This is a genomic window from Nocardiopsis deserti, from assembly GCF_008638355.1.
Classification (GTDB): Bacteria; Actinomycetota; Actinomycetes; order Streptosporangiales; family Streptosporangiaceae; genus Nocardiopsis; species Nocardiopsis alborubida.
In genome coordinates, this window is record NZ_VWVS01000015.1 from 125,102 (window position 1) to 147,935 (window position 22,834).

Genomic DNA, 22,834 nt, shown 5'->3' on the forward strand with positions numbered 1-22,834 from the left:
ACATCGCTTCCCCGTGTTGTGCGCCGTTAGGCTGAACTCGTCATCGGTTGCCCGTGGTCGGCGGTCCGCTTACTGTCGGGAAACACAACCGAACGTCAACAAAGCACCAGAACAGGCTTTTCGGGTACGCGGGAACCGTTCCGCCCCACGGCGGACCGCACCAGCCCTCCCCGGGCGGGTGGACGGAGGCTCCGGCGGTCCGGGGTCCCCCGGGCACGGCGTCGTGGACGACCCGTCGGGGAACCCGAAACGCACACTGTAGAACCGGATGCCGGACCAACGGCGCCTCCGGCGGCGCACAGCCACCGGACGCGGTGACGGAACGGCGTAAGCGAGCGGAAAGGCCCCTCGTCGTGGCAGCACCGCAGAACTACCTCGCGGTCATCAAAGTCGTCGGTATCGGCGGCGGCGGTGTCAACGCCGTCAACCGAATGATCGAAGAGGGGCTCAAGGGCGTCGAGTTCATCGCCATCAACACTGACGCCCAGGCGCTGCTGATGAGTGACGCAGACGTCAAGCTGGACGTCGGGCGCGAACTCACCCGCGGCCTCGGAGCCGGCGCCAACCCCGATGTCGGCCGCAAGGCGGCCGAGGACCACCGGGAGGAGATCGAGGAGGTCCTCAAGGGGGCCGACATGGTCTTCGTCACCGCTGGTGAGGGCGGCGGAACCGGAACCGGGGGCGCCCCGGTGGTGGCCAACATCGCCCGGTCCCTGGGTGCCCTGACCATCGGCGTGGTCACCCGCCCCTTCGGGTTCGAGGGCAAGCGGCGGGCCACCCAGGCCGAGTCGGGGATAGCGATGCTCCGCGAGGAGGTCGACACCCTCATCGTGATCCCCAACGACCGGCTGCTGTCCATCTCCGACCGCCAGGTCAGCGTGTTGGACGCCTTCAAGGCCGCCGACCAGGTACTCCTGTCCGGTGTGCAGGGCATCACCGACCTGATCACCACGCCGGGACTGATCAACCTGGACTTCGCCGACGTCAAGTCGGTCATGTCCGGGGCGGGCTCGGCGCTCATGGGCATCGGGTCGGCGCGCGGGGACGACCGGGCGGTCGCGGCGGCGGAGATGGCGATCTCCTCACCACTGCTGGAAGCGAGTATCGACGGGGCCCACGGCGTGCTGCTGTCCATCCAGGGCGGCTCGGACCTGGGGCTCTTCGAGATCAACGAGGCGGCGCAGCTCGTCGCGAACTCGGCGGCGCCCGAGGCCAACATCATCTTCGGCGCCGTCATCGACGACGCCCTGGGCGACGAGGTGAGGGTCACCGTCATCGCGGCCGGCTTCGACGAGCCGGAGGTCGTGCTCCCGGTGGTGCGGGAGCGCCAGCCGGTGGACCCTCCTGAGGCCGCCGCCCCCAAGGCAGGCATCACGTCCGGCAGGGAGGAGAGGACCGCTCCGGCGGCGCCCGCCTCCGCGGACGCGAGCGGGGCGTCGGCCGCCAACATGCCGTGGATCACACCGTCCCGTCCGGCCGAGCCCGCCCCGGAGCCGCAGTGGACGCCGCCGGCGACCCAGGCTCCGCCGGTCCAGCAGCCGGTCGAGGCCGAGCCCGTCCAGCAGGAGCAGTACACCCAGGCCGCTCCGGCCGAGCCGGGCCCCGCGCAGCAGACCCCGCCCCACGGCACGTCCGCCTTCCAGGCGGAGGCCGAGCCGGTCCACGCCGAGGAGCCCGCTCCGGCCGAGGAGGAGCCCGCCGCGCGCGAGGGCGGCCACGCGGGCCACATCCACGCGGTCTCCGACGCCACCGCCGAGCGGCGCGGGGACGTGCCCACGCCCCGGCGCCGGGTCATCTTCGACGACCCCGACGACCTCGACGTGCCGGAGTTCCTGAAGTAGCTCCGACCCCGGCCCCAGGGCCGGGGTCGTCGCCGCTTCCGGGGCGGTGTCCGCCCAGTCTGGGGCGGTTCGGGCGGTGGTAGTGTCCTGGACCGGGGGGACGGCGAGGCGGGCCCCGCGGGAGCCCGCTCCCGCGAGGAGTCCGCGCCGGAGCCGGAACAGGGCCGGTACCGGCCACCGGCCCCGAACGCCCTCCGGGCGACGCGGCCCGGGGTTCCCCCTCCGGCAGGAGCGGGGAGGAACACCACCGGATGAGCAACGTCATCGACCTGGGCCACGGGGTCCGTGCCGCCGTCACCGAACGGCACGGGGGAGTGAGCGCCCCGCCCTACGCCTCGCTCAACATGGGCCTGAGCTCGGGGGACGAACGCGAGGCGGTGCTCGCCAACCGCAAGATCGCCGCCCGCGACCTGGGGTTCGACGCGGACCGGGTCGTGTGGATGAACCAGGTGCACAGCGCCGACGTCCTCGTGGCCACCGGCCCCGGGGGCGCGGGCACCTGCGACGGGGTGGTCACCACCCGCTCCGACCTGGTCCTGGCCTCGATGGCCGCCGACTGCCTGCCGGTCCTGGCCGCCGACGCCGAGGCGGGCGTCCTGGGCGCCGCGCACTCCGGCCGCCTGGGTACCGCGCACGGTGTGGCCGCCAACCTGGTCGCGGCGATGACCGACCAGGGAGCCCGCGCCGACCGGATCACCGTCTTCCTGGGCCCCGCCATCTGCGGCGGGTGCTACGAGGTCCCGCCCCACGTGCGCGACGAGACCGCGCGCGGAGCTCCCGAGGCCGCCTGCACCACGAGCCGGGGCACCGCCGGAGTGGACATGCGCGCCGCCGTCAGCGCCCAGCTGCGCCGGGCGGGCGTCACCGACATTCGGGCCGACGGCCGCTGCACCCTGGAGAGCCCCGAACTGTTCTCCCACCGAGGTCAGGCGCCGACCGGCAGGTTCGCCGCCTTCCTCTGGCGCGTCTGAACGTCGCACCCGGCCACCAGGATGGTGCCGTGGGACCACCGGGACAGCCCGTTTTCCTCTCCCGCCCCCGTCATGTCTCGGGGGCCGTGCTTCTCCCGGGCGGTTCCGCGCCCAGCGGGGCCGGGAGCCACGATGCCCCCGGCCCCGCGTCGGACGCGGGCCCCGACGGGCCCGGCGTTCCCGGGGTCCGGGGCGCCCGGGGTGACGGGGTGTAGGAAGTAGAGCGAGTGGGATCCGTCCCAGCGAAAGAAGGAGCACAGTGACACACGCCGACCCGGCTCGCGTCGAGCAGGTCCGCGCCAACCTCGCCGCCGCGCGGGCCAGGATCGAGGCGGCCTGCGCCAGGGCCGACCGCGGCCCCGACGAGGTGTCGCTGGTCGCCGTCACCAAGACACACCCGGCCTCCGATGTGCGGATTCTCGCCTCACTCGGCGTGACCGACGTGGGCGAGAACCGCGACCAGGAGGCGGCACCCAAAGCCGCGGAGACCGCCGACCTGGGCTTGACCTGGCACTTCGTGGGCCAGTTGCAGACCAACAAGGCGCGGTCGGTGGCCTCCTACGCCGACGTCGTCCACTCGGTGGACCGGGCCAGGCTGGCCCGGGCGCTGGGGGAGCGCGCCGCCGCGGCCGGACGGAGCCTGACCTGTCTGGTCCAGGTCAACCTCGACGCGGACTCGCGGGCCGGGGTGATCGGTCCGCGCGGGGGAGTCGACCCGGAGGACGCGCTCGAACTCGCCGCGCGGATCGAGGAGCACGAGGCGCTCGCGCTGGGCGGCGTCATGGCGGTCGCCCCCCGCGAGGGCGATCCCTCGGCCGCATTCGCCCGACTCCAGGGGGTCGCGGCCCGCATCCGCGATCGCTATCCTCGGGCGACGATGGTGTCCGCGGGCATGAGCGGGGACCTGGAGGCGGCGGTCGAGCGAGGCGCGACACACCTGCGACTCGGTACGGCGTTGCTCGGCAACCGGGGACCGATCGTGGGGTAATGTCCCCACATAGACCTTGGAACCCGTCTGTGGAGTTCGCCCGAATGGGCGCTCTCCCCGAGAACGGACGGGACAGTGCGAAGGAGTCGGCTGCGGTGAAGGCCGCGGGGACGACGGAGGACATGAGATGGCCGGCGCGATGCGCAAGATGGCGGTCTACCTCGGCCTCGTGGAGGACGACCGCTACGATCACCGCTATGCGGACGAATATGATGAGTTCGACGATTTCGACGAGGGGGTGGAAGAGCAGCGTGAACGCGACGCTGACGCCCCGCCCGGCGAGGAAGCGCGAGGCGACGTGATGGACACCGGCGGTTACCTGGGCTCAGGCCGCGGTGGCACGACCGCGACCGCTTCCACCGCCGACCTCGCGCGGATCACCACGCTCCATCCGCGTACCTACAACGAGGCGCGTACCATCGGAGAGCACTTCCGAGAGGGTACGCCGGTGATCATGAACCTGACCGAGATGGTCGACAGCGACGCCAAGCGTCTGGTCGACTTCGCGGCTGGTCTGATCTTCGGTCTGCATGGCAGTATCGAACGCGTCACCAACAAGGTGTTCCTGCTGTCCCCGGCCAACGTCGAGGTGACTGCCGAGGACAAGGCGCGGATCGCCGAGCGAGGGTTCTTCAATCAGAGCTAGAACATCACATTTGTCCAGAGATTGGGTCGAGGAACGACCGTGAGTACCGTCCTGTTCGTGCTGATCACCGTCCTGCAGCTGTTTGTCTTCGTGCTGTTGGCCAGGGTGATCCTGGAGATGGTGCAGTCCTTCTCCAGATCGTGGCGCCCCACGGGGTTCGTGCTCGTGATCGCTGAGATCGTGTACACGATCACCGACCCGCCACTGAGGTTCCTGCGTCGGTTCATCAAGCCCGTACGTCTGGGGAGCATCGCGCTCGACCTGAGCGTCCTGGTGCTCTTCTTCGGCGTCTACATCTTGATCGCACTGCTCGGGAGCTTCGCCTAGCAGGAGAGTAGACGTAGGCGGAAGGAACCGCCCCGGATTCCGCTATGTGGTCTTGGTCATGATCTGGATTGCCGTAAGGTCACGATCATGTAGCGTCCCTACGGACAGACTCCAAGCGCGCCAAGGAGACGAACATGCCGCTGACACCCGCCGATGTGCGGAACAAGCAGTTCAGTACCACCCGGCTCCGACCGGGATACGACGAAGAAGAGGTCGACGCCTTCCTCGACGAGGTCGAGTCCGAGCTCGACCGCCTGATCCAGGAGAACGAGGAACTGCGCGGCAAGCTGGCCGAGTGCCTGCGGGGCAAGGTGCCCAACGCCGGCATGCAGGACTTCCAGCAGCAGGACCAGGCGCCCGAGCCGCAGCAGCACGAGCAGATGCGCCCCGAGCCCGTCCAGCCGCCGCAGGCCGTCGAGCCCCAGCCCCCGGTCCAGCAGCAGCAGATGCAGATGGCCGGCCCCGGCATGGGCATGGGCGGCGAGGAGAACATGGACACGGCCGCCCGTGTTCTGGCCCTCGCGCAGCAGACCGCCGACCAGGCGATCTCGGACGCCCGCCGCGAGGCCGACGAGACTCTCGGCCGCGCCCGCCACGAGTCCGAGGACATCCTCGGCAAGGCCCGCCGCCAGGCCGACCAGATCATCGGTGAGGCCCGCGCCCGCTCCGAGAACCTCGACCGCGACGCGCAGGAGCGCCACCGCCAGGTCATGGGCAGCCTCGTCCAGCAGCGCGAGGAGCTGGAGCACAAGGTCAACGTGCTCAAGGACTTCGAGCGTGAGTACCGCAGCCGCCTCAAGGACTACTTCGAGCGCCAGCTGCGCGAGCTCAAGAGCGAGGAGGAGAAGGCCCAGGAGCTGAACAACCCGAACACCACGGGCGGCTTCCAGACCATGGCTCCGCAGACCGGCGGAACCCCCTCGCTCCAGCACGGCCCCTCGGGCAACCCGTTCGGGCAGCCCGAGCCGGCCCAGCACGGCGGGTTCCACCCGGGCGAGCCGCACGAGCGCCGCTGATCGCCGCGGCGTCTGCTCGAACAACTGAAGACTCCGGCACAACACGTGTAAAGGCCCTGGTCGACCCGTGATCCTTAGCATCCTCGCAACCGTGGCGGTGCTGACGGCTATCGCCGTCATCGTGGCCGCCCTGGTGTTCGCCGAGACCCTCCTGGTGTACGTGGCACTGGGACTGGCGGGCGTCAGCGTTCTCCTCCTACTGGGGGCGCTGCTCCAGGGAAGGTCCGGCAGCGGGGGCAGACCGGACCGGACGGACGGTTTGGGGAAGGCGTCCGTCCCCGTCATGGCCGCCACGGCGGCAGCGGCGGTACCCACCGCGCACGTGGAGTCGGAGAACCCTGGGCGCGTACCCGCACCGGCCTCCGAGCCGGTGCGGGAGCCCCATGCCACGGAGCGGCCCGTCTGGCCGACTCCGGCCGCGGAGGACGCCGGTCACGGAGAACCCGAGTACGACGTCCCCCGCTGGCAGACCCCCACGGCCCACGACTGGCCGGAACCGGACACGGCGGCGCACGACGCCGCCCCCTCCGCTCCCTTCGCTGAGCCGAGCCCCTCCTGGGCGGCACCCTCCGAGGAGGAGCAGCCGCTCCGCGCCCCGGCGTCCTGGGAGAGCGGAGCCGACGCGGCCGACAGCGCCGCGAGGGCGGAGTGGGACGAGTGGAGGGACACCGCCGCCGCCGAGGACGGACCCGACACCGGGGACGAGACCGGCGAGCGCACCGCGACCGCCTCCGGCGCCGCCTTCACCTATGACATTCCCGGCCGTACCCCGGCCGGTGACGGCTTCTCCGCCGAGGACCGCCCCCCGTTCGGGGAGGACGCGGTCGAGGAGGACGCCGACGACGCGTCCCTCGCGGACGCTCCCGAGGAGCGCGCGAGTGAGGACCGTGGCGAAGAACGGGGCGGCTCCGTGTTCGCCTCCGAGGAGCCCTTCGTCTACAGCATCCCCCGTCCGGCGGAGGCCGTGGAGGAGCGCTTCCCCGAGGACGGGGGCTACGGGTCCGGAAACGGAGTCTCGGACGCGGCCTTCCTCGCCTACGACGTTCCCGGGGACCAGGACCAGGACGGCGACAGGGACGGGGTCGACGGTCAGCGGACCGGCGCTTCGGACAGGGCCTCGTTCGCCTACGACCTCCCCGGCCGGTCGTCCACGGAGGAGACCGTCGAGGAGGACGCCTTCGAGGACGGCCCCTCGCGCGGTGACGACTCGCGGGCCGCGCGGGACGCGGTCGAGGAGGACGTCGACGACGCGCCCTTCGCGGACGCCTCCGAGGAGCGCGAGGCCGGTGAGCCCAGCGAGGACACGGCCATCGCCGGGGCGGACGGGGCACATGATTCCGACGAGGCGGCTGTGCCCACCGCTGACCACGAGGACGACCCGGACACCCCGCAGGCGCACGCCCCGGAGCGGACCCCGGGCGGACCCGGCACGGACGGGGACGACCCGGAGACGGCTGTTCTCCCGGTGGTCTCCGAAGACTTCGGGCCGGAGGAGGGGCACGCCCCCGATCCGGAGACGGCCGTCCTTCCGGTGGTCTCCGAAGACTTCGGGCCGGAGGAGGGACACACCCCCGACGGCGATCGCGGCGACGGCGGGACCGGTGGTCCGACCGACGAGGCGGCGGACAGCACCCCGAACGGTGACCGGACCGAGGACGACGACGCCGACGGCGGGCGGGGCGCCAGGAGCGCCTTCTCCTACCGCATCCCCCGCGGCGACGACGAGGACGGCGCGCGGGCCGGAGAGGCCCCGGCCGACGCCGAGCCCGACCCCGAGGGCCCCGGGGAGGACGGCCCCTCCGCCGCCCGGACGGGCCACTCCGCCGACGGCCCTGGAGACGGTCCGGACGACGGGGCCCAGGAGGGCGCCGACCGCACCTTCGGCACCGCCTCCGACGACGACGCCTCCGACACCAAGCGCTGAACCGCGACGAGGGCGCCGCTCACCCGAGCGGCGCCCTCGTGCGTCGACGCCCTCCCGGGGCCGGGGGGAGGGCGACCACGGGTCTGCGCGGCGAACCGCATGACGGCGATGCCGGACGGCGCCGCCCGCACGGCTCGGGCCGCCCGGAGGCGCAGCGGCCACCGCGGTGCGCGAACCCGCAGCCGCCAAGCGGAAGCGGCCCGGCCCACCCGCCGGGGGCGGACGGACCGGACCGCTTCGGCCACGGCCTGCGGTCAGGCCTTGCGGAACCCGAAGGTCACACCGAACTCCTCCGAGGAGGCGGTGTGCAGCTCCCTGCCCGGCTCACCGGCGACGAACGCGTCGGCCAGCACCTCGGCGGCGATCGCCCGGCCGTGCTCGGCGAGGGCCAGCTCGGTGGCCTCGTCCGTGGCCGTCCACCACACCTCGATGCGGTCCGACACCTCCAACCCGCTCCTCTTGCGGGCCTCCTGGAGCATCCGGACCATCTCGCGGGCCAGACCGGCGCGGCGCAGCTCCGCCGTCAGCTCCAGGTCCAGGGCGACTGTCTCGCCCGACTCCGAGGCCACCGCCCAGCCCTCGCGGGGCTGCTCGGTCACCAGCAGCTCGTCGGCGCTCACCTCCACCGGCTCCTCCTCGACGTGCACCCGCGCCCAGCCGGTGTCGCGCACCTGCCGCACCAGCTCGGCCGGGTCGGCGGCCTGGACGGCCTTGGCCACCAGCGGGGTCCGCTTGGCGAACCGCTTGCCCAGCGCCCGGAAGTTCGGCTTCACACTGAAGTCCACCAGGTCGCCGCTCACCGAGGACAGCGAGTCCAGCGAGGCCACGTTCAGCTCGTCCGCGATCTGGCCGCGCAGCTGCTCGGGCAGGTCAGCGAAGCCCGGGGCGCCCACCAGGGCGCGGGCCAGCGGCTGGCGGGTGCGCACGGCCGAGTCCACCCGGGCCGATCGGCCCAGCTCCACCAGGCGGCGGGTCAGCGCCATGTTCCGGGACAGCTCAGGGTCGATCAGGTCCTCGCGCACCTCGGGCCAGGAGGCCAGGTGCACCGAGTCCGGGGTGCCCGGACGGCGCAGCGCAGACCACACGTGGTCGGTCAGGAACGGCACGATCGGCGCCATCAGCAGGGTGACGGTCTCCAGGGCTTCGAAGAGCGTCGCGAACGCCGCGGCGCCCTCGGGGGTGGCGGCCCCGCCCCAGAACCGGCGGCGGGAGCGGCGCACGTACCAGTTGGACACGTCGTCCACGAACGCGGTCAGACGGCGTCCCGCGGTCGTGGTGTCGAAGGTGTCCATCGCCTCGGTGACGTCGCGGACGACCTCGTTCAGCTCCGAGAGCAGCCACCGGTCCAGCAGCGGCCGGTCCTGCGGCGCGGGCGCCGAGTCCAGCAGCGCGTGGTTCCAGCCCTCACCGGCGTTCGCGTACAGGGTGAAGAACGACACGGTGCTGTGGTAGGTCAGCAGCACCTTGCGGACGATCTCCTCCAGGGCGGCGTGGCCCACCCGGCGGGCGGTCCACGGCGAGCCGCTGGCCAGCATGAACCAGCGCAGGGCGTCGGCGCCGTGCCGGTCCATCACCGGGATGGGCTCCATGACGTTGCCCAGGTGCTTGCTCATCTTGCGGCCGTCCTCGGCGAGGATGTGGCCGAGCACGACCACGTTCTCGAACGAGTTGCGGCCGAACACCAGGGTGCTCACCGCCAGCAGCGAGTAGAACCAGCCGCGGGTCTGGTCGATGGCCTCGGAGATGTACTGCGCCGGGAAGTTCTCCCGGAAGGTCTCCTCGTTCTGGTGCGGCGCGCCCCACTGGGCGAAGGGCATGGAGCCGGAGTCGAACCAGGCGTCGATGACCTCGGGGACGCGGCGGGCCACCCGCTCCTCCTCGGGCAGGGAGGGGTCGGCGTCCGGGTCGGGGATGACGATGTCGTCGACGTAGGGGCGGTGCGGGTCCAGCGACGACAGGTCCTGTCCGCTGAGGCGGCCCAGCTCCTCCAGGGAGCCCACGCAGATCTGGCGCCCGTCGGGGAACTCCCAGATCGGCAGCGGGGTGCCCCAGTAGCGGTTGCGCGAGAGCGCCCAGTCGACGTTGCCGCGCAGCCACTCGCCGAAGCGGCCCTCCTTGACGTTCTCGGGCACCCAGTGGGTGGCCTGGTTCTGCGCGATGAGCTCGTCCTTGACCGCGGTGGTGCGGATGTACCAGGACGGCACCGCGTAGTACAGCAGCGCCGTGTGGCAGCGCCAGCAGTGCGGGTAGGAGTGCTCGTAGCTGACGTGGCGGAAGAGCAGGCCGCGGTCGCGCAGGTCGCGCACCAGCGTCTTGTCGGCCTCCTTGAAGAACACCCCGCCCACCAGCGGCAGGTCGGCCTCGAAGGTGCCGTCGGGGCGGACCGGGTTGACCACGGGCAGACCGTAGGCGCGGCACACCACCATGTCGTCGGCGCCGAAGGCGGGCGACTGGTGCACCAGGCCGGTGCCGTCCTCGACCGTGACGTAGTCGGCGAGCACGACGTAGTGGGCGGGCTCGTCGAAGGGCACCAGGTCGAAGGGGCGCTCGTAGGTCCAGCGCTCCATCTCGTCGCCCTCGAAGCTCTCGCCGGTGAGCTCCCAGCCCTCGCCGAGGACCTTCTCGAACAGCGGACGCGCCACGACGAGGCGCTCCTGGCCGTCGGTGGCCACCACGTACTCCACGTCCGGGTGCACGGCCACGGCGGTGTTGGAGACCAGCGTCCACGGGGTGGTCGTCCACACCAGCAGCGAGGTGGGGTGCTCGGCGGCGGCCAGCGGCCCCGAGGTCACCGGGAAGCGCACGTACACCGACGGGTCGGTGACGGTCTCGTACCCCTGGGCGAGCTCGTGGTCGGACAGCGTGGTGCCGCAGCGCGGGCAGTAGGGGCTGATCCGGTAGTCGCGGACCAGCAGGCCCTTGTCCCAGATCTGCTTGAGCGCCCACCAGACCGACTCCACGTACTGGGGGTCCATGGTGCGGTAGGCGTCGTCCATGTTCACCCAGTAGCCCATGCGCTCGGTCATGGCGGTGAAGGCGTCCACGTTGCGCAGGACGGACTCGCGGCAGCGGTCGTTGAACTCGGCGATGCCGAAGGACTCGATGTCCTTCTTGCCGGACAGGCCCAGCTCCTTCTCCACGGCGACCTCGACGGGCAGGCCGTGGCAGTCCCATCCCGCCTTGCGGTCCACGTGGTAGCCGCGCATGGTGCGAAAGCGCGGGAAGACGTCCTTGAACGCGCGGGCCTCGACGTGGTGCACGCCGGGCTGGCCGTTGGCCGTGGGCGGGCCCTCGTAGAAGACCCAGTTGGGGCCGCTGCGGGTCTGGTCGAGCGAGCGCTGGAAGACGTTCTCCTTCGACCAGCGGCCGAGGATCTCGCGCTCCATGGCTGGCAGGTCGATCTGCGCGGGCAGCTGGGGCAGCGCGCGGGGTTCGGGCCGGGGGTCGTTGGCCACCGTCGTACCTTTCCATCAGGTGTGCTCCTGACGGAGGGACGAGGCGTGCGGCCCCGCGGTACCACCCTCCTTGGACCGTGGCCGTGCCGCTGTGCGGCGGGCGGCGGATCCCTCTTCGTTGCGCTGTGCCGGTTCTACTGGGACGCCTGGCGTCCGTTCCTCCGGCGGCTCCGGGGTGATTTTCGCGCTGGTCGTACCCCCGGGCTCGCACCGCCCCCGGGTCGCTTGGACGGGTCGGCCGTTCTAGGCTGTCTCGCGTCCGGTCGGGGCCAGCGCTACTCGTCCCCATCGACACCTGAGGTCAGGATAACGCAGCGGGGAGGGCCCCGCCGCTCGTTCGGGGGGAGGGCCGCCGTGGCTGAGGACGTCCGGGGCGCCGTGCTGGTGACGATGGCGGACCGCGAGGACGCCGAGGAGCTGGCCGAGCAGCTCCTGGAGCAGGGGTACGAGCCGTGCCTGGTGCACCGCGACATGCTCGCGGGCGAGGACGACGCCGAGGACGTGGACTGGGTGATCGAGGTGCACACCGGGCCGCACGGCGGTCCGGCGGTGTTCGACGAGCCCCACCTGGCGGCCCTGGCCGAGGACTACGGCGGTTTCGCGGTCGCGGAGTGACGGGAGGGGCGGTCCGCGTGGGCCGGAGGGGCTTCGTGGTCCGGCCGGGAAAACCGGTTGGTCGCGGGCCGCGGGAAGCGCGAGGATGCTCCCCATGCTGATACGCGGAGCAGTACCCGAGGACGGCCCGGCCGTCGCCGACGTGGAGGTCCGCTCCTGGCGGGCCGCCTACCCGGGAATCGTTCCGCAGGACTACCTGGACGCCATGGACGTCGGGCAGCGGGGTGAGCGGTGGTCGGACTGGATCGCCGGAGCCGCCCGGCCGGAGGCGGACCTGCTGCTCGCCGAGGACGGCGGCGGGGCGGTGGCCTTCGCCTGCTTCGCCCCCGTCGAGGAGGACGGGCAGGAGACGGGCGGCATCGCCGGACCGTGCGAGCTGGAGGCCTTCTTCTCCGTCCCCGAGGTGTGGGGGAGCGGGGTCAACCGGAGGCTGATCGCCGACGTGCACCGGGCCGTCGCGGAGGCGGGGTACACCGAGGCCGTCCTGTGGGCGCTCCGGGACAACCCGCGCGCCCGGCGCTTCTATGCCGTGCACGGCTGGGAGGCCGACGGGACGGTCACCGAGGAGGGGCCCCTCAACGGTGCGGTCCTGCCCCGTCTGCGCTACCGACGCGGGTTCTGAGCGCGGCCGGTCGGAGCGGGGCCGCGCGGCGCCCCGGATCGTTGCCTTACCCGGACGGATTGCCTAGGCTTCCCGCACCACTCGCGGTACCGCCCAGGGGGAAGAGTCCGCAGTCCGGCGGACTCCGGGAGGGGTGCCGAGCCGTCTGGAGGGATACGCGATGAAGGCCACCGACGCCGCCCGGCTACCGGTTCTGCCGGGGGAGGACCCCTGGACGGCGGAGGAGGCCGCCGTGGTCCGCAGGCGGCTGGAGGAGGAGGTCGCCGCGGCGAGGCGGGAGCTCGGAGAGGTCGAGTCCGAGTTCGCCGAGCTGCTGGAGGACCCTGTGGAGGGGGCCGGGGACGACAGCGCGGACGCCGGGGCCAGGGCCTTCCAGCGCGAACAGGATCTGGCGTTGGCCTACAATACTCGTGACCTGCTCGCCGAGGGCGAGCGGGCGATCGAACGGATGGACGCGGGGACCTACGGGGTCTGCGGCTCGTGCGGGCAGGCCATCGGGAAGGCGCGCCTTCAGGTCTTCGCGCGCGCCACCCTGTGCGTCACCTGCAAACAGCGCGAGGAGCGTCGCTGACTGAGGTAGAGCCCTCCGGGGACAGGAACATGACCACGACCGACAAGACGGGCGTCCGTCCGCGCAGGTACCTTCTCCTGCTGCTGGTCGCGCTCGCCGCGATCGGCGTCGACCTCCTCACCAAGGAGTGGGTCCTGGCGACCTTCGCCGAGGGCGAGTACCTCGACGTCATCGGCGACTTCGTCCAGTTCACCCTGGTGTTCAACACGGGCGCCGCCTTCTCCATGGGCACCGACTTCACATGGGTGTTCACCTGCATCGCCAGCCTCGTGGTCATCGCCATCGGCTACATGGGTCTGCGGGTGCGCAGCGTGTGGTGGGGCGTGACGCTCGGCCTGATGATGGGCGGCGCCGCCGGAAACCTGGTGGACCGCTTCTTCCGCGATCCGGCTCCCTTCCACGGCGCGGTCGTCGACTTCATCAGCGTGGGGACCTTCCCGGTCTTCAACATCGCCGACTCCTGCGTGGTGGTGGGCGCCTGCCTGGTGGTGGCGCTGACCTTCAAGGGACTCAACCTGGACGGGACCGTCATCGAGGACGACCGCGACGCCAACAAGGGCTCGGCCAAGGCCGAGGACGGCGAGAACGCCGGAGGTGCCGGGGAGACCGGTTCCGCCGGAGACGAGACGACCGGAGGGAGGGACCAGTGAGCGACACCCGAAGCCTGCCCGTGCCCGACGGGCTGGAGGGCGACCGGCTCGACTCGGCCATCGCCCGGATGTTCGGCCTGTCCCGTACCCGCGCCGCCGAGATCATCGGTGAGGGCGGTGTCCTGGTCGACGGCTCCGAGGCGGGCAAGTCCGACCGGGTCAGCGCGGGGGCCTGGCTGGAGATCACCCTCCCGCCGCCGCCCACCGCCCCCGTCCCGCGTCCCGAGCCCGTGCCGGGCATGCGGATCGTGCACGAGGACACCGACATCATCGTGGTGGACAAGCCGGTCGGCGTGGTCGCCCACCCGACCGTGGGCTGGACCGGCCCCAGCGTCCTGGAGGGCCTGCTGGCCTCCGGGGTGCAGGTGGCCACCAGCGGCGCCGCCGAACGTCAGGGCATCGTGCACCGGCTGGACGCCAACACCACCGGCCTGATGGTGGTCGCCAAGAGCGAGACCGCCTACAGCGTGCTCAAGCGGGCGTTCAAGGAGCGCACCGTGGACAAGCACTACCACACCCTGGTCCAGGGGCATCCGGACCCGCTCCGGGGCACCGTGGACGCGCCGATCGACCGCCACCCGGCGGGCGACGGCCGCTGGGCCGTGGTCGCGGGCGGACGCCCGTCGGTGACGCACTACGACACGCAGGAGGCCTTCCGGGCCGCGAGCCTGCTGGAGATCAAGCTGGAGACGGGCCGCACCCACCAGATCCGGGTGCACATGTCGGCCCTGCGCCACCCGTGCGTGGGCGACATGCTCTACGGCGCCGACCCGACCCTGGCCGAGCGGCTGGGCGTGCGCCGCCAGTGGCTGCACGCGGTGCGGCTGGGCTTCGACCACCCCACCGAGCACCGCCCGGTGGAGTTCTCCAGCCCCTACCCGGACGACCTCGCCGCCGCGGTCGACGCGCTGCGCGAGGACTGACCGACCGGCTCCCGGGCCGGGTCGCCGCGGCCCGGCGCCCCGCGGCCCGGTCCGTCCACAGGCGCGGGCTGGGACTTGCCGGGCGTGCGCGCGGCGAACGACACTGGTATCGGGGGGAGCCCCGCCCCCAGGGGGGTGCGCGGCGCCCCCGGTTCCCAGTCTGGCACGGGGCGGTGGCCCCGGCCAGGGTCTTCCCGGGCCTGTGGACGGTCCCGCTACCTTCTCCGTGCGGGCGGGGCCACATACCGGGTACGGACCACGCCCTGGCACAGGGCGGCGCCCAGGATGATGACCACCGCGCCCAGCGGCTGGTTCCAGCTCAGGGTCTCGCCCAGCAGCACGCCCCCGGCGGTGATCGCCACCACCGGCGCCACGTAGGTGACCGTGGTCGCCACCGTCGCCCCGGCCTCGCGCACCACCGCGTACTGGAGGATGTAGGCCACGCCGGTGCCGAAGACGCCCAGGGTGCTCACCGCCGCCACCACCTGCCATGTCACGCCCGTGGGCACCTCGGTGAACAGCGGCACCAGGACCACCAGCGGTGCCGAACCCAGCAGCAGCTGCAGGGTGCTCAGCTCCAGGGCGCCGTGGGAGCTGCCCGCCACGAACCGGCGCAGGTAGGGCGTGCCGATCCCGTAGCAGGCGGTGGCGCCCACGACGAAGAGCATGCCCAGCACGGAGTCGCGGTCGCCGACGGCCACCTCGCCCAGCGAGTTCCACACGCCGAACACGGTGAGCACGCCCAGGAAACCGATGCCCAGGCCCAGGACCCGGTCGCGGTCGGGCCGCTCGTCGGAGAGCAGCAGCATCGAGAACACCACGCCGAACAGGGGCGTCGAGGCGTTCATGATGCCCATGAGCGCGGACGGGATGAGCTGGGCGGCGTACCCGAACAGGGTGAAGGGGACGGTGTTGAGCAGCAGCGCCGCCACGAACATGTGCCCCCACAGGCGGGGCGAGCGCGGCAGGCGACCGCCCCGCAGCAGCAGGACGGCCAGCAGGGGCAGTGCCCCGGTGGCCATGCGCCCGAGCGCGAGCTGCATGGGGGAGAGGGCCTCGGCCCCGACCTTGATGAACAGGAAGCTCATACCCCAGATCAGGGAGAGCAGGACGAACTTGGCCCGCCAGTCGGAGAGCGCGCGGCGGGGGCCGCCGGGCGGGGCGGACACGGGGGAGACAGAGGAGACAGCGGACATGGGACGTTTCTATCCCCGAACGACGTGTTAGGTCTACTTCGTATTGCTTAAGCTAACCCTTAGGCTTGCTTACATGCTCAGTGTCGACCGACTCCGGGTCCTGCACACCATCGCGACCCACGGCTCCCTCAGCGCCGCCGCCGAAGCCCTCCACGTCACCAACTCGGCCGTCTCCCAGCAGCTCACCAAACTCGAACGCGAGGTCGGACAACCCCTCGTCGAACGCAACGGCCGGGGCGTGCGCCTCACCGACGCCGCCGAACTCCTGGTCGAGCACACCGCCAGGATCCTGTCCATGGTCCAGCGCGCCGAGGCCGACCTGGAGGCGCACCGCGACGACGTCACCGGCCACCTGCGCCTGTCCGCCACCCCCACCGCGGTCCGCGGCCTCCTGCCGCACGCGCTCTCCTCCCTGCGCGAGACCCATCCCGGCCTGAGGGTGGAGCTGCACGAGGAGGAGCCGCACGAGAGCGTGCCCGCCATGGCCCGGGGGGACGCCGACCTGGCCATGGTCGTCGACTGGCTCGGGGCGCCGTTGAGCCTGCCCAGCGGCATGAGCCGCGCTCCGCTCATGGAGGACGTCGGCGACATCGCCCTGCCCGCCGACCACCCCCTGGCCCACCGCGAGATCCTCGCGCCCGAGGAGATCCTCGACCTGCCCTGGATCAGCTGGTCGCGCGGGTCGATCTGTGACGACTGGCTGCACGGCCTGATCCGGGCGCACGGCGGCGAGCCCAACGTCATCCACAACGTGGAGGAGCACCAGACCAAGCTGGCGCTCATCGCCGCCGGGATCGGCGCCGCCGTCATGCCCCGCCTGGGGTGCGGACCCCTGCCGGAGGGGGTGCGGGTGGTGCCCGTGCAGCCAGCGCTGGTGCGCCAGGTGTACGTGTTCTGGCGCACCGACGCCTCCCGCCGCCCGGCCATCCGCGCCACCGTGCGCGCCCTGCGCGAGGCGGCCGCCGCCTACACCGCCTGAGCGGCAGGAGCCCAGAACCGGAGCCGGAGAGCGAACACGGGGGCGTGCGCAGGGGCGTGTCCCGGTGTTCGGGCCGACCCGCGCGGGTCGGCCCGAACACCGGGAGGCGTTGCCCCGTGGCCGTTCAGCGGGACCGGCTCAACCGTTCAGCAGGCCCGACAGGGTGGCGGCCGGGCTGATCACCTCCGGGTCCGTCCGCACGTCGACCAGGGTGGGCAGGTTCGCCCCCACCGCCTCCGCCAGCGCCTTCTCCAGCTCCTCACGCGTGTGTACGGTCGCGCCCCTGGCCCCCAGGGCCCGGGCGTATCCGGCCAGGTCCAGCGGCCCGCTGATCCGGGTTCCGGCGATCCGCCCCAGCTCACGGGCCTGGTGCATGGCGATCGTGCCGTACAGCCCGTTCTGGAAGACCACCACGGTGACCGGCGCGTCCATCCGCACCGCGGTCTCCAGCTCCTGCCCGGTCATCAGGGCGCCGCCGTCACCGGCCACCGCCACCACCGTCCGGTCCGGGGCGGCGATCTTGGCCGCCACCGCGGCGGGCACGGCGTAACCCATGGCCCCGCTGGTCGGCGCCAGCTGGGTGCGCGGATGCCGGAACCACCAGCCCCGGTGCAGGAAGGAGGCGAAGTTGCCCGCGTCGTTGGTGATCAGCGCGTCCTCGGGCAGCGCCGCGCGCATCCCCGCGACCACCGCCCACGGGTGCAGCCGTGCACCGGTGTGCCCGGCGGCCTCGGGCGGCACGGTCGCGGTGTCCACCCACACCCGGCGGGCCGAACTCCAATCGCGGTAGGGCGCCTGGACCGGCGCCCCGGCGAGTTCGCGCAGTGCCTCCCCGGCGTCGGCGACCGCGCCGAACCACAGGTCGGTGCTGGCGCCCAGCTGTCCCGGGTCGACGTCGATCTGCGCGACACGGACGTGCCCGCCGCGCTCGGGCAGCCGGTACCCCTGGGTGGTGGTCTCGCTCATCCGGCAGCCGACCACCAGGACCGCGTCGGCCTCCGCCAGGGCGTTGAGCACCGGCGGAGAGCAGCCCAGCCCCAGGTGGCCCAGGTAGAGCGGGTGGTCGTTGGGGAACACGTCCTGGCGCCGCCAGGCGGCGTACACTCCCGTGTTGAAGCGTTCGGCGACCCGGACCAGGTCCTCCCGGGCCGCTCGGGCGCCGCCGCCCGCGACGATCACCGGGCGCACCGCCCTGGCCAGCCAGGTCGCCAGCCGGTCCCTGGCCTCCGTACCCAGGACGGGGCGCGGGACCACGGTCGGCCCGGGCGGGTCCTGGGGGCCGACGCGCTGGCCGAACAGGTCGCCGGGCACCGCGATGGCGACCGGTCCGGGTCTGCCGGTGGTGGCGACGCGGACCGCCTTCGCGGTGACCTCCGCGAGCCGGTCGGCCCGGTGCACGGTGGTGGACCACTTGGTGATGGGCGCGTAGAACGCGGTGAGGTCCACCTCCTGGAAGGCCTCCCGGCCCAGGTGCTCGGTCTCGGCCTGCCCGAGGAACACGATCATCGGGGTCGAGTCCTGCATGGCGGTGTGCACGCCCACCGCCAGGTTGGACGCTCCCGGGCCCCGGGTGGCCGCGGCCACGGCGGGGACACCGGTGAGCTTGGCCTCGGCCTCGGCCATGAACCCGGCGCCGTTCTCGTGCCGGGTGGAGACCAACCGCATGCGCGGGTGCTGGTCGATCGCGTCGGCGAGCTCCAGGAAGCTCTCACCGGGGACGGTGTAGCACCGTCTGATCCCGGCCGCTGCCAGCACCTCCACCACCGCGTGCGCGGCGGTGTCGGTGGGCGGGCGGGGGCGTTCTGCTGCGCCTGTGGCCATGGGGGCGGGGTCCTTCCATCGTCGCAAGGTCCACTCGGCGCGTCCGGACGGCCCAGACCGGGTCTGGCGCATCCGGGCGCATACGGCCGGTGGTGACCGGCCGCTGCCGCTTCGAGCCTCGTGGGCTCCGTGGCGTTCCGGGCGCTGCCGCCCGGAGGCCGTCGTCCCGGGTCGCCGCTGTCCGGCGCCCGAGTACGGTCTTCGGCTTCCTTCCCAGGGGGCGGGGGACTTGCACTCCCCACCCGCCGCGTACGGGGACGGTCGTGGTGGGGCGGCCGGTCGGGACCCGCGCCGGGGGCGGGCCCGCCCCGGCACCGCGCGAGCGAACGGGGAGGGCCCCGTCATCGGCTGGTACGCCGTCCGACGTCCCACCACCTCCTCACCTCCAGGAAACCGCAGCGCGGCGGCCTTCGGTAGGGGATGTGGACAACTTCCCCCGGGACGATCAGCCGACGCCGAGGGCGTCCAGGGCGTCGAAGGACCGACCTCGTTGAAGGCGCGTCCTGGTGCTCAGCCGACGCCGAGGATGCACGGAGGGCCGTGCCCGCCCCCCTCGGAAGTCCCCCCGTGCTCAGCTGACGCCGAGGGCCCGCAGGCCCGCAGTGGTGGCCGCGGCGGCGACGATCACGACGAGGAAGGGCGCGCGCAGGACCAGGGCCAGGACGGCGGCGCCCAGGCCGCCCATCCGCGCGGTGTCCCAGGCCAGTGCCTGGCCCTCGCCGCGCAGGGCCTCCACCGCGATCAGCGCGGCGAGCAGGGCGATCGGCACCGCGGTCGCGAACCGACGCAGCCACGGGTTGTCCAGGAGCCGCCGCGGCGCGGCCAGGCCCGCGTACTTGAGCAGGTAGCAGCCCGCCGCGGTGGCGACGAGCACGGTCCACAGGGTCATGGCCGGGCCTCCCCGTGCTCCGCCGCGGACCGGCGGCCGCCCTTCGCCACGGGACCGTCCACCGCGGACGCGGCCGGAGTCCCCGCCCCGGAGGAGGCATTCGGGGCGTCTTCCCCGGTGCCTGTGCTCGGAGCACCGTCCCTGACGGATGTGCTCCGGTCACCTCGCGCGGTCGGCGCGGCCTGGCCGCTCTCCCTGGCGGGACCGAACAGCGCGATGAGCGCGGCCGAGGCGGCCAGCAGCACCGGGACGCCCGAGGGCAGGAACGGAGCCGCGGCCAGGGCCAGACCCGCGCCCAGGCCCGCGACCAGCCACGTGCGGGCGCCGCCCTCCCGCAGGCGGGGCCACAGCAGTCCCAGGAAGACCGCCGGACCCACCGCGTCGAGCCCGAACGCGCTGATGTCGCCCACGCGCTCCGTGGCCAGTGCCCCCGCCAGGGTCGCCACGACCCAGGAGCCGCCCAGTACCGCGTAGGTCGTCACGAACGCGGTACGCGCCGACGCGCGGTCCGGCTGGGCCAGCGTCACGGCGGTGGTCTCGTCGATCACCCCGTGCGCGGCCAGCGCCCGACGCGCACCCCGCCAACCCAGCACGTCCGCCAGACGCAGCCCGTACAGAGTGTTGCGGGCGCCCAGGAGCAGCGCGCCAGCCGCCCCGGCGACCAGGCTGCCGCCACCGGCGATCACTCCCACCAGGGCGAACTGGGAGGCTCCGGTGAACATGAACAGGCTCAGGAAGACGGACTGCGCGGGGGACAGCCCGGCTGCCACGGCGGCGGTGCCGAACGCCAGACCGGCGGCGCCCACGGCGACGCCGATCCCCACGCTGTCGCGCACCGCGGGTGTACGGAGGACGGAGAAGGATTTCACGCGTCCCACGCTAGGGAGGCCGACCGCGCGGTGTCTTGAACGTTCTTGCCGGACAGCGGCCCGCAGGTCACCGCGCCCGCCTCCCTGCCAACGACTCAGGTGGAGAGCAGAGCGCGCTGGTAGGCCGCGGGCGGCACCCCCAGGTGGCGCTTGAAGTGGCGGGTCAGGTGCGGCTGGTCGGCGAACCCCACCTCCACCGCGACCTCGCCCGCCCGCCGCCCCGAGGCCAGCAGCGCCCGGGCCCGGTCCACCCGCAGCTGGTTGAGGTAGGCGTGCGGCGGCAGGCCGTGAACGGCGCGGAAGGCCCGAGACAGCGCGAACGGGCCGATGCCCAGTCCGGCCGCCAACTCCTCCAGGGTCGGCGGTCCCACCAGGCGATCCGCCAGAATCCGCCGGGCCCGCTCCACCTCGGGGCGGGCCGCGTGCCCGGTCGGTCCGGCCGCCCGTTCGCGGCCGTGGGAGCGCAGCAGCATGCCCAGGCCCTGCCGGGCCAGGGAGGAGGCGGCCAGGCGGTCGCCGTTCTCGGCGGCCACGTGCGCGGTGGCCAGCACCCGGGCGGCCTCGGGCGCGTGGATGCCGGACTCGGTGAACGCCGGGGTTCCGCGTATGCCCAGTTCGCGGGCGATGTCGGCCACCACCTCGGGCAGCGGGTAGAACACGCGGTAACTCCAGCCCTCGGGAACCCCGGCGTGGCCGGTGTGCACCTCCCCGGGTCCGACCACGGCCAGTCCGCCCGGCCCCACCCGGGCCCGTCCCCGCTCGTGCGTGTACTCCTCGATGCCGCCGGTGATCACCCCGATCGTGTAGGTGGGGTGGGTGTGGCGGGTGAAGGCGGTGGTGACGAAGCGCGCGGTGAGCAGTTCGGTCTCGGGCAGGCCGGAGAAGCGCCAGTAGCGCGCCCGCTCCGCGCGCGGGTCCTCGATCCGGGGGTGAACATCTCTGGGCATGCCCATTGCTCCAGGTTAGGCAGCGCGCTGCGCGGGTGCCGCCACGAGCTTCGGCAGAGGCACCGGGAACGCCGCCACGTGCTTCCTGGAACGCTGCCGCGGACGCGGACACGGTCCTCGGCCCAGGTGCCAGGGACGCCGCCACGGACTTCCGCAGGCGCCGCCGGGAGCGCCGCCACGGGCTTCGGCGCGGACACCAGAGACGGCGCGGACAGCAGCCGCGCTGGTCGGAGGTCCGCGGCAACCGGGGGAACGGTACCCGCGGTGCGTGTTTCGCCCCGTGATGGGACTAATCTGCCTGCATGACTACGACCGAGATCCGCCTGGCGCGGGACGAGCGCGACCGCGCCGCAGTGTTCGTCATCCGGGGAGCCGTGTTCGTCGCCGAGCAGCAGGTGCCCGTGGAGGAGGAGTGGGACGTGCGCGACGCCACCGCCGACCACTTCCTCGCCCTGGACGGCGGCGTCCCCGTGGGCACGGTCCGCCTCGTGGACCTCGGCGGAGGGGTGGGCCTCCTCGGCCGTCTGGCCGTCCTGCCCAAGGGGCGCGGCACCGGGACCGGCGCCGCGCTCGTGCGCGCGGTGGAGGAGCGGGCCAGCGAGCGCGGGCTGACCAAGGTGGAGCTGCACGCCCAGACCCACGCGCTGGGCTTCTACGCGCGGCTGGGCTACGCCGCCCACGGGGAGGAGTTCCTGGACGCGGGGATCCCGCACCTGCACATGGTGCGTGAGCTGGGCTGACGCCGCCACGCGTGCCGCCCGTCTCCGCGCCGTGTGACAGGGAGCGCACCGCCCAGCCCCGCCTCGCCGGAATACCACCGAGTAGGATTCGGTTTGACGGTGGTGCCCCCAGCCACCCGTGCACACACCGATTCGACGAGGAACACATGACGGTCAACACGCAGCCGGTAGCCGAGCGCCCCGACCCCCGCGCCTTCGGTCTCCCGGTGGTCGAGCAGGCCCAGATCCCCGCCGAGCTGCGCTCCCTCGTGGCCCGCGTCCACGACCTCGTCGACGCCGTCGCCAACACCGAGGTCGACACCGACACCCTGGCCGAGGCCGCGGCCACCGTCGAGGGCATCACCGGCAGGCTCAACGTCGCCCGCCGCCAGATCGGCACCATGGTCCAGCGCGACCTCCAGAGCGGAGACGTCGAGTACGGCACCATCACCAACATCGTCTCGGGCGACACCAACCCCGCCGCCCCGCCGCTGCTGCTGGAGCGCACCCCCGAGGGCCTGCGCGGCGAGGTCACCCTCAACACCGTCTACCAGGGCCCGCCCGGACTCGTGCACGGCGGCTGGATCGCGGCCCTGCTCGACCAGGCCGTCGGCAGCGTCTCCGCGGTCGAGACCACCCCGGGGCTCACCGCCAAGCTGGAGGTGAACTACCGCCAGCCCACGCCGCTGTTCACCCCGCTGGAGGTCACCGCGGAGGTGGACCGGGTGGAGGGCCGCAAGGTCTTCGTCTCCGGGCGGATCCGCGCCCACGGCGAGGTCACCGCCGAGGCCACCGCCCTCATGATCCAGGTCAGGATGCCCGGGGCCGAGGGCCAGCAGGGCTGAGCCGCCAGCCGGTCCACCCG

The 22,834-nt window shown here is 73.0% G+C and carries 21 protein-coding genes; 15 read left to right on the forward strand and 6 right to left on the reverse strand.

Annotated features, from left to right (window positions below; all coding sequences use genetic code 11):
• Positions 1-353: 353 nt before the first annotated feature.
• The 7 genes from ftsZ to FYW99_RS20610 all read left to right on the forward strand — a co-directional run bounded on the left by ftsZ (position 354) and on the right by FYW99_RS20610 (position 7,713).
• A complete protein-coding gene (gene ftsZ, locus FYW99_RS20580) occupies positions 354-1,841 on the forward strand; it encodes a cell division protein FtsZ (protein ID WP_150253669.1) in 1,488 nt (495 codons plus the stop codon).
• Positions 1,842-2,092: 251 nt separating this feature from the next.
• A complete protein-coding gene (gene pgeF / locus FYW99_RS20585) occupies positions 2,093-2,812 on the forward strand; it encodes a peptidoglycan editing factor PgeF (RefSeq protein WP_150253670.1) in 720 nt (239 codons plus the stop codon).
• Between the two features lie 259 nt (positions 2,813-3,071).
• A complete protein-coding gene (locus tag FYW99_RS20590) occupies positions 3,072-3,800 on the forward strand; it encodes a YggS family pyridoxal phosphate-dependent enzyme (RefSeq protein ID WP_150253671.1) in 729 nt (242 codons plus the stop codon).
• A 127-nt stretch (positions 3,801-3,927) separates the two neighbouring features.
• Entirely contained in the window at positions 3,928-4,446 is a 519-nt protein-coding gene (locus FYW99_RS20595) for a cell division protein SepF (RefSeq protein ID WP_013151954.1), read from the forward strand.
• Between the two features lie 39 nt (positions 4,447-4,485).
• Positions 4,486-4,773 (forward strand): YggT family protein, encoded by a 288-nt coding sequence (locus tag FYW99_RS20600; RefSeq protein WP_150253672.1) that lies wholly within the window; start codon positions 4,486-4,488, stop codon positions 4,771-4,773.
• A gap of 134 nt (positions 4,774-4,907) precedes the next feature.
• The gene (locus FYW99_RS20605; protein WP_150253673.1) at positions 4,908-5,789 is read left to right on the forward strand and encodes a DivIVA domain-containing protein; all 882 of its coding nucleotides are present in this window, start codon (positions 4,908-4,910) and stop codon (positions 5,787-5,789) included.
• Between the two features lie 91 nt (positions 5,790-5,880).
• Complete coding sequence (locus FYW99_RS20610; protein ID WP_223839306.1) at positions 5,881-7,713, forward strand: AAA family ATPase; 1,833 nt, start codon at positions 5,881-5,883, stop codon at positions 7,711-7,713.
• Between the two features lie 254 nt (positions 7,714-7,967).
• Here FYW99_RS20610 and ileS read toward each other — a convergent pair whose 3' ends face one another.
• On the reverse strand, positions 7,968-11,168 hold the full coding sequence (gene ileS / locus FYW99_RS20615) for an isoleucine--tRNA ligase (protein WP_150253675.1): 3,201 nt from the start codon (positions 11,166-11,168) through the stop codon (positions 7,968-7,970).
• Positions 11,169-11,522: 354 nt separating this feature from the next.
• On the opposite strand from ileS, the gene FYW99_RS20620 reads away from it, so the two are divergent.
• From FYW99_RS20620 to FYW99_RS20640, 5 genes are all read left to right on the forward strand, one after another.
• A complete protein-coding gene (locus FYW99_RS20620; RefSeq protein WP_061078495.1) occupies positions 11,523-11,783 on the forward strand; it encodes a TIR domain-containing protein in 261 nt (86 codons plus the stop codon).
• A 94-nt stretch (positions 11,784-11,877) separates the two neighbouring features.
• Entirely contained in the window at positions 11,878-12,405 is a 528-nt protein-coding gene (locus FYW99_RS20625) for a GNAT family N-acetyltransferase (protein WP_150253676.1), read from the forward strand.
• Between the two features lie 160 nt (positions 12,406-12,565).
• On the forward strand, positions 12,566-12,976 hold the full coding sequence (locus FYW99_RS20630; RefSeq protein WP_150253677.1) for a TraR/DksA family transcriptional regulator: 411 nt from the start codon (positions 12,566-12,568) through the stop codon (positions 12,974-12,976).
• A 29-nt stretch (positions 12,977-13,005) separates the two neighbouring features.
• The gene (lspA, locus tag FYW99_RS20635; RefSeq protein ID WP_150253678.1) at positions 13,006-13,626 is read left to right on the forward strand and encodes a signal peptidase II; all 621 of its coding nucleotides are present in this window, start codon (positions 13,006-13,008) and stop codon (positions 13,624-13,626) included.
• On the forward strand, positions 13,623-14,549 hold the full coding sequence (locus FYW99_RS20640) for an RluA family pseudouridine synthase (protein WP_150253679.1): 927 nt from the start codon (positions 13,623-13,625) through the stop codon (positions 14,547-14,549). The genes lspA and FYW99_RS20640 overlap by 4 nt, the downstream gene beginning before the upstream one ends.
• Positions 14,550-14,764: 215 nt before the next feature.
• Here FYW99_RS20640 and FYW99_RS20645 read toward each other — a convergent pair whose 3' ends face one another.
• A complete protein-coding gene (locus tag FYW99_RS20645) occupies positions 14,765-15,745 on the reverse strand; it encodes a DMT family transporter (RefSeq protein ID WP_150253680.1) in 981 nt (326 codons plus the stop codon).
• Positions 15,746-15,818: 73 nt separating this feature from the next.
• Here FYW99_RS20645 and FYW99_RS20650 point away from each other — a divergent pair, with 73 nt between their 5' ends.
• Positions 15,819-16,724: a LysR family transcriptional regulator gene (locus FYW99_RS20650; protein ID WP_150253681.1), complete on the forward strand. Its 906-nt coding sequence runs from the start codon at positions 15,819-15,821 to the stop codon at positions 16,722-16,724.
• A 138-nt stretch (positions 16,725-16,862) separates the two neighbouring features.
• Here the strand turns inward: FYW99_RS20650 and FYW99_RS20655 are convergent, their stop codons facing one another.
• The 4 genes from FYW99_RS20655 to FYW99_RS20670 form a co-directional block, all read right to left on the reverse strand.
• Positions 16,863-18,545 carry a thiamine pyrophosphate-dependent enzyme gene (locus FYW99_RS20655; RefSeq protein ID WP_150253682.1) on the reverse strand — a complete coding sequence of 561 codons (1,683 nt, stop codon included), beginning with the start codon at positions 18,543-18,545 and terminating at the stop codon, positions 16,863-16,865.
• A gap of 571 nt (positions 18,546-19,116) precedes the next feature.
• A complete protein-coding gene (locus FYW99_RS20660) occupies positions 19,117-19,434 on the reverse strand; it encodes an AzlD domain-containing protein (protein ID WP_150253683.1) in 318 nt (105 codons plus the stop codon).
• Positions 19,431-20,270, reverse strand: coding sequence for an AzlC family ABC transporter permease (locus FYW99_RS20665; RefSeq protein ID WP_150253829.1), 840 nt, complete (start codon positions 20,268-20,270; stop codon positions 19,431-19,433). Before FYW99_RS20665 ends, FYW99_RS20660 begins: the two co-directional genes overlap by 4 nt.
• A 128-nt stretch (positions 20,271-20,398) precedes the next feature.
• Complete coding sequence (locus FYW99_RS20670; RefSeq protein WP_150253684.1) at positions 20,399-21,250, reverse strand: helix-turn-helix transcriptional regulator; 852 nt, start codon at positions 21,248-21,250, stop codon at positions 20,399-20,401.
• Between the two features lie 302 nt (positions 21,251-21,552).
• Here FYW99_RS20670 and FYW99_RS20675 point away from each other — a divergent pair, with 302 nt between their 5' ends.
• Both FYW99_RS20675 and FYW99_RS20680 read left to right on the forward strand, forming a co-directional pair.
• The gene (locus FYW99_RS20675) at positions 21,553-21,990 is read left to right on the forward strand and encodes a GNAT family N-acetyltransferase (protein WP_150253685.1); all 438 of its coding nucleotides are present in this window, start codon (positions 21,553-21,555) and stop codon (positions 21,988-21,990) included.
• 146 nt (positions 21,991-22,136) lie between these two features.
• A complete protein-coding gene (locus FYW99_RS20680; protein ID WP_150253686.1) occupies positions 22,137-22,814 on the forward strand; it encodes a PaaI family thioesterase in 678 nt (225 codons plus the stop codon).
• Positions 22,815-22,834 lie beyond the last annotated feature (20 nt).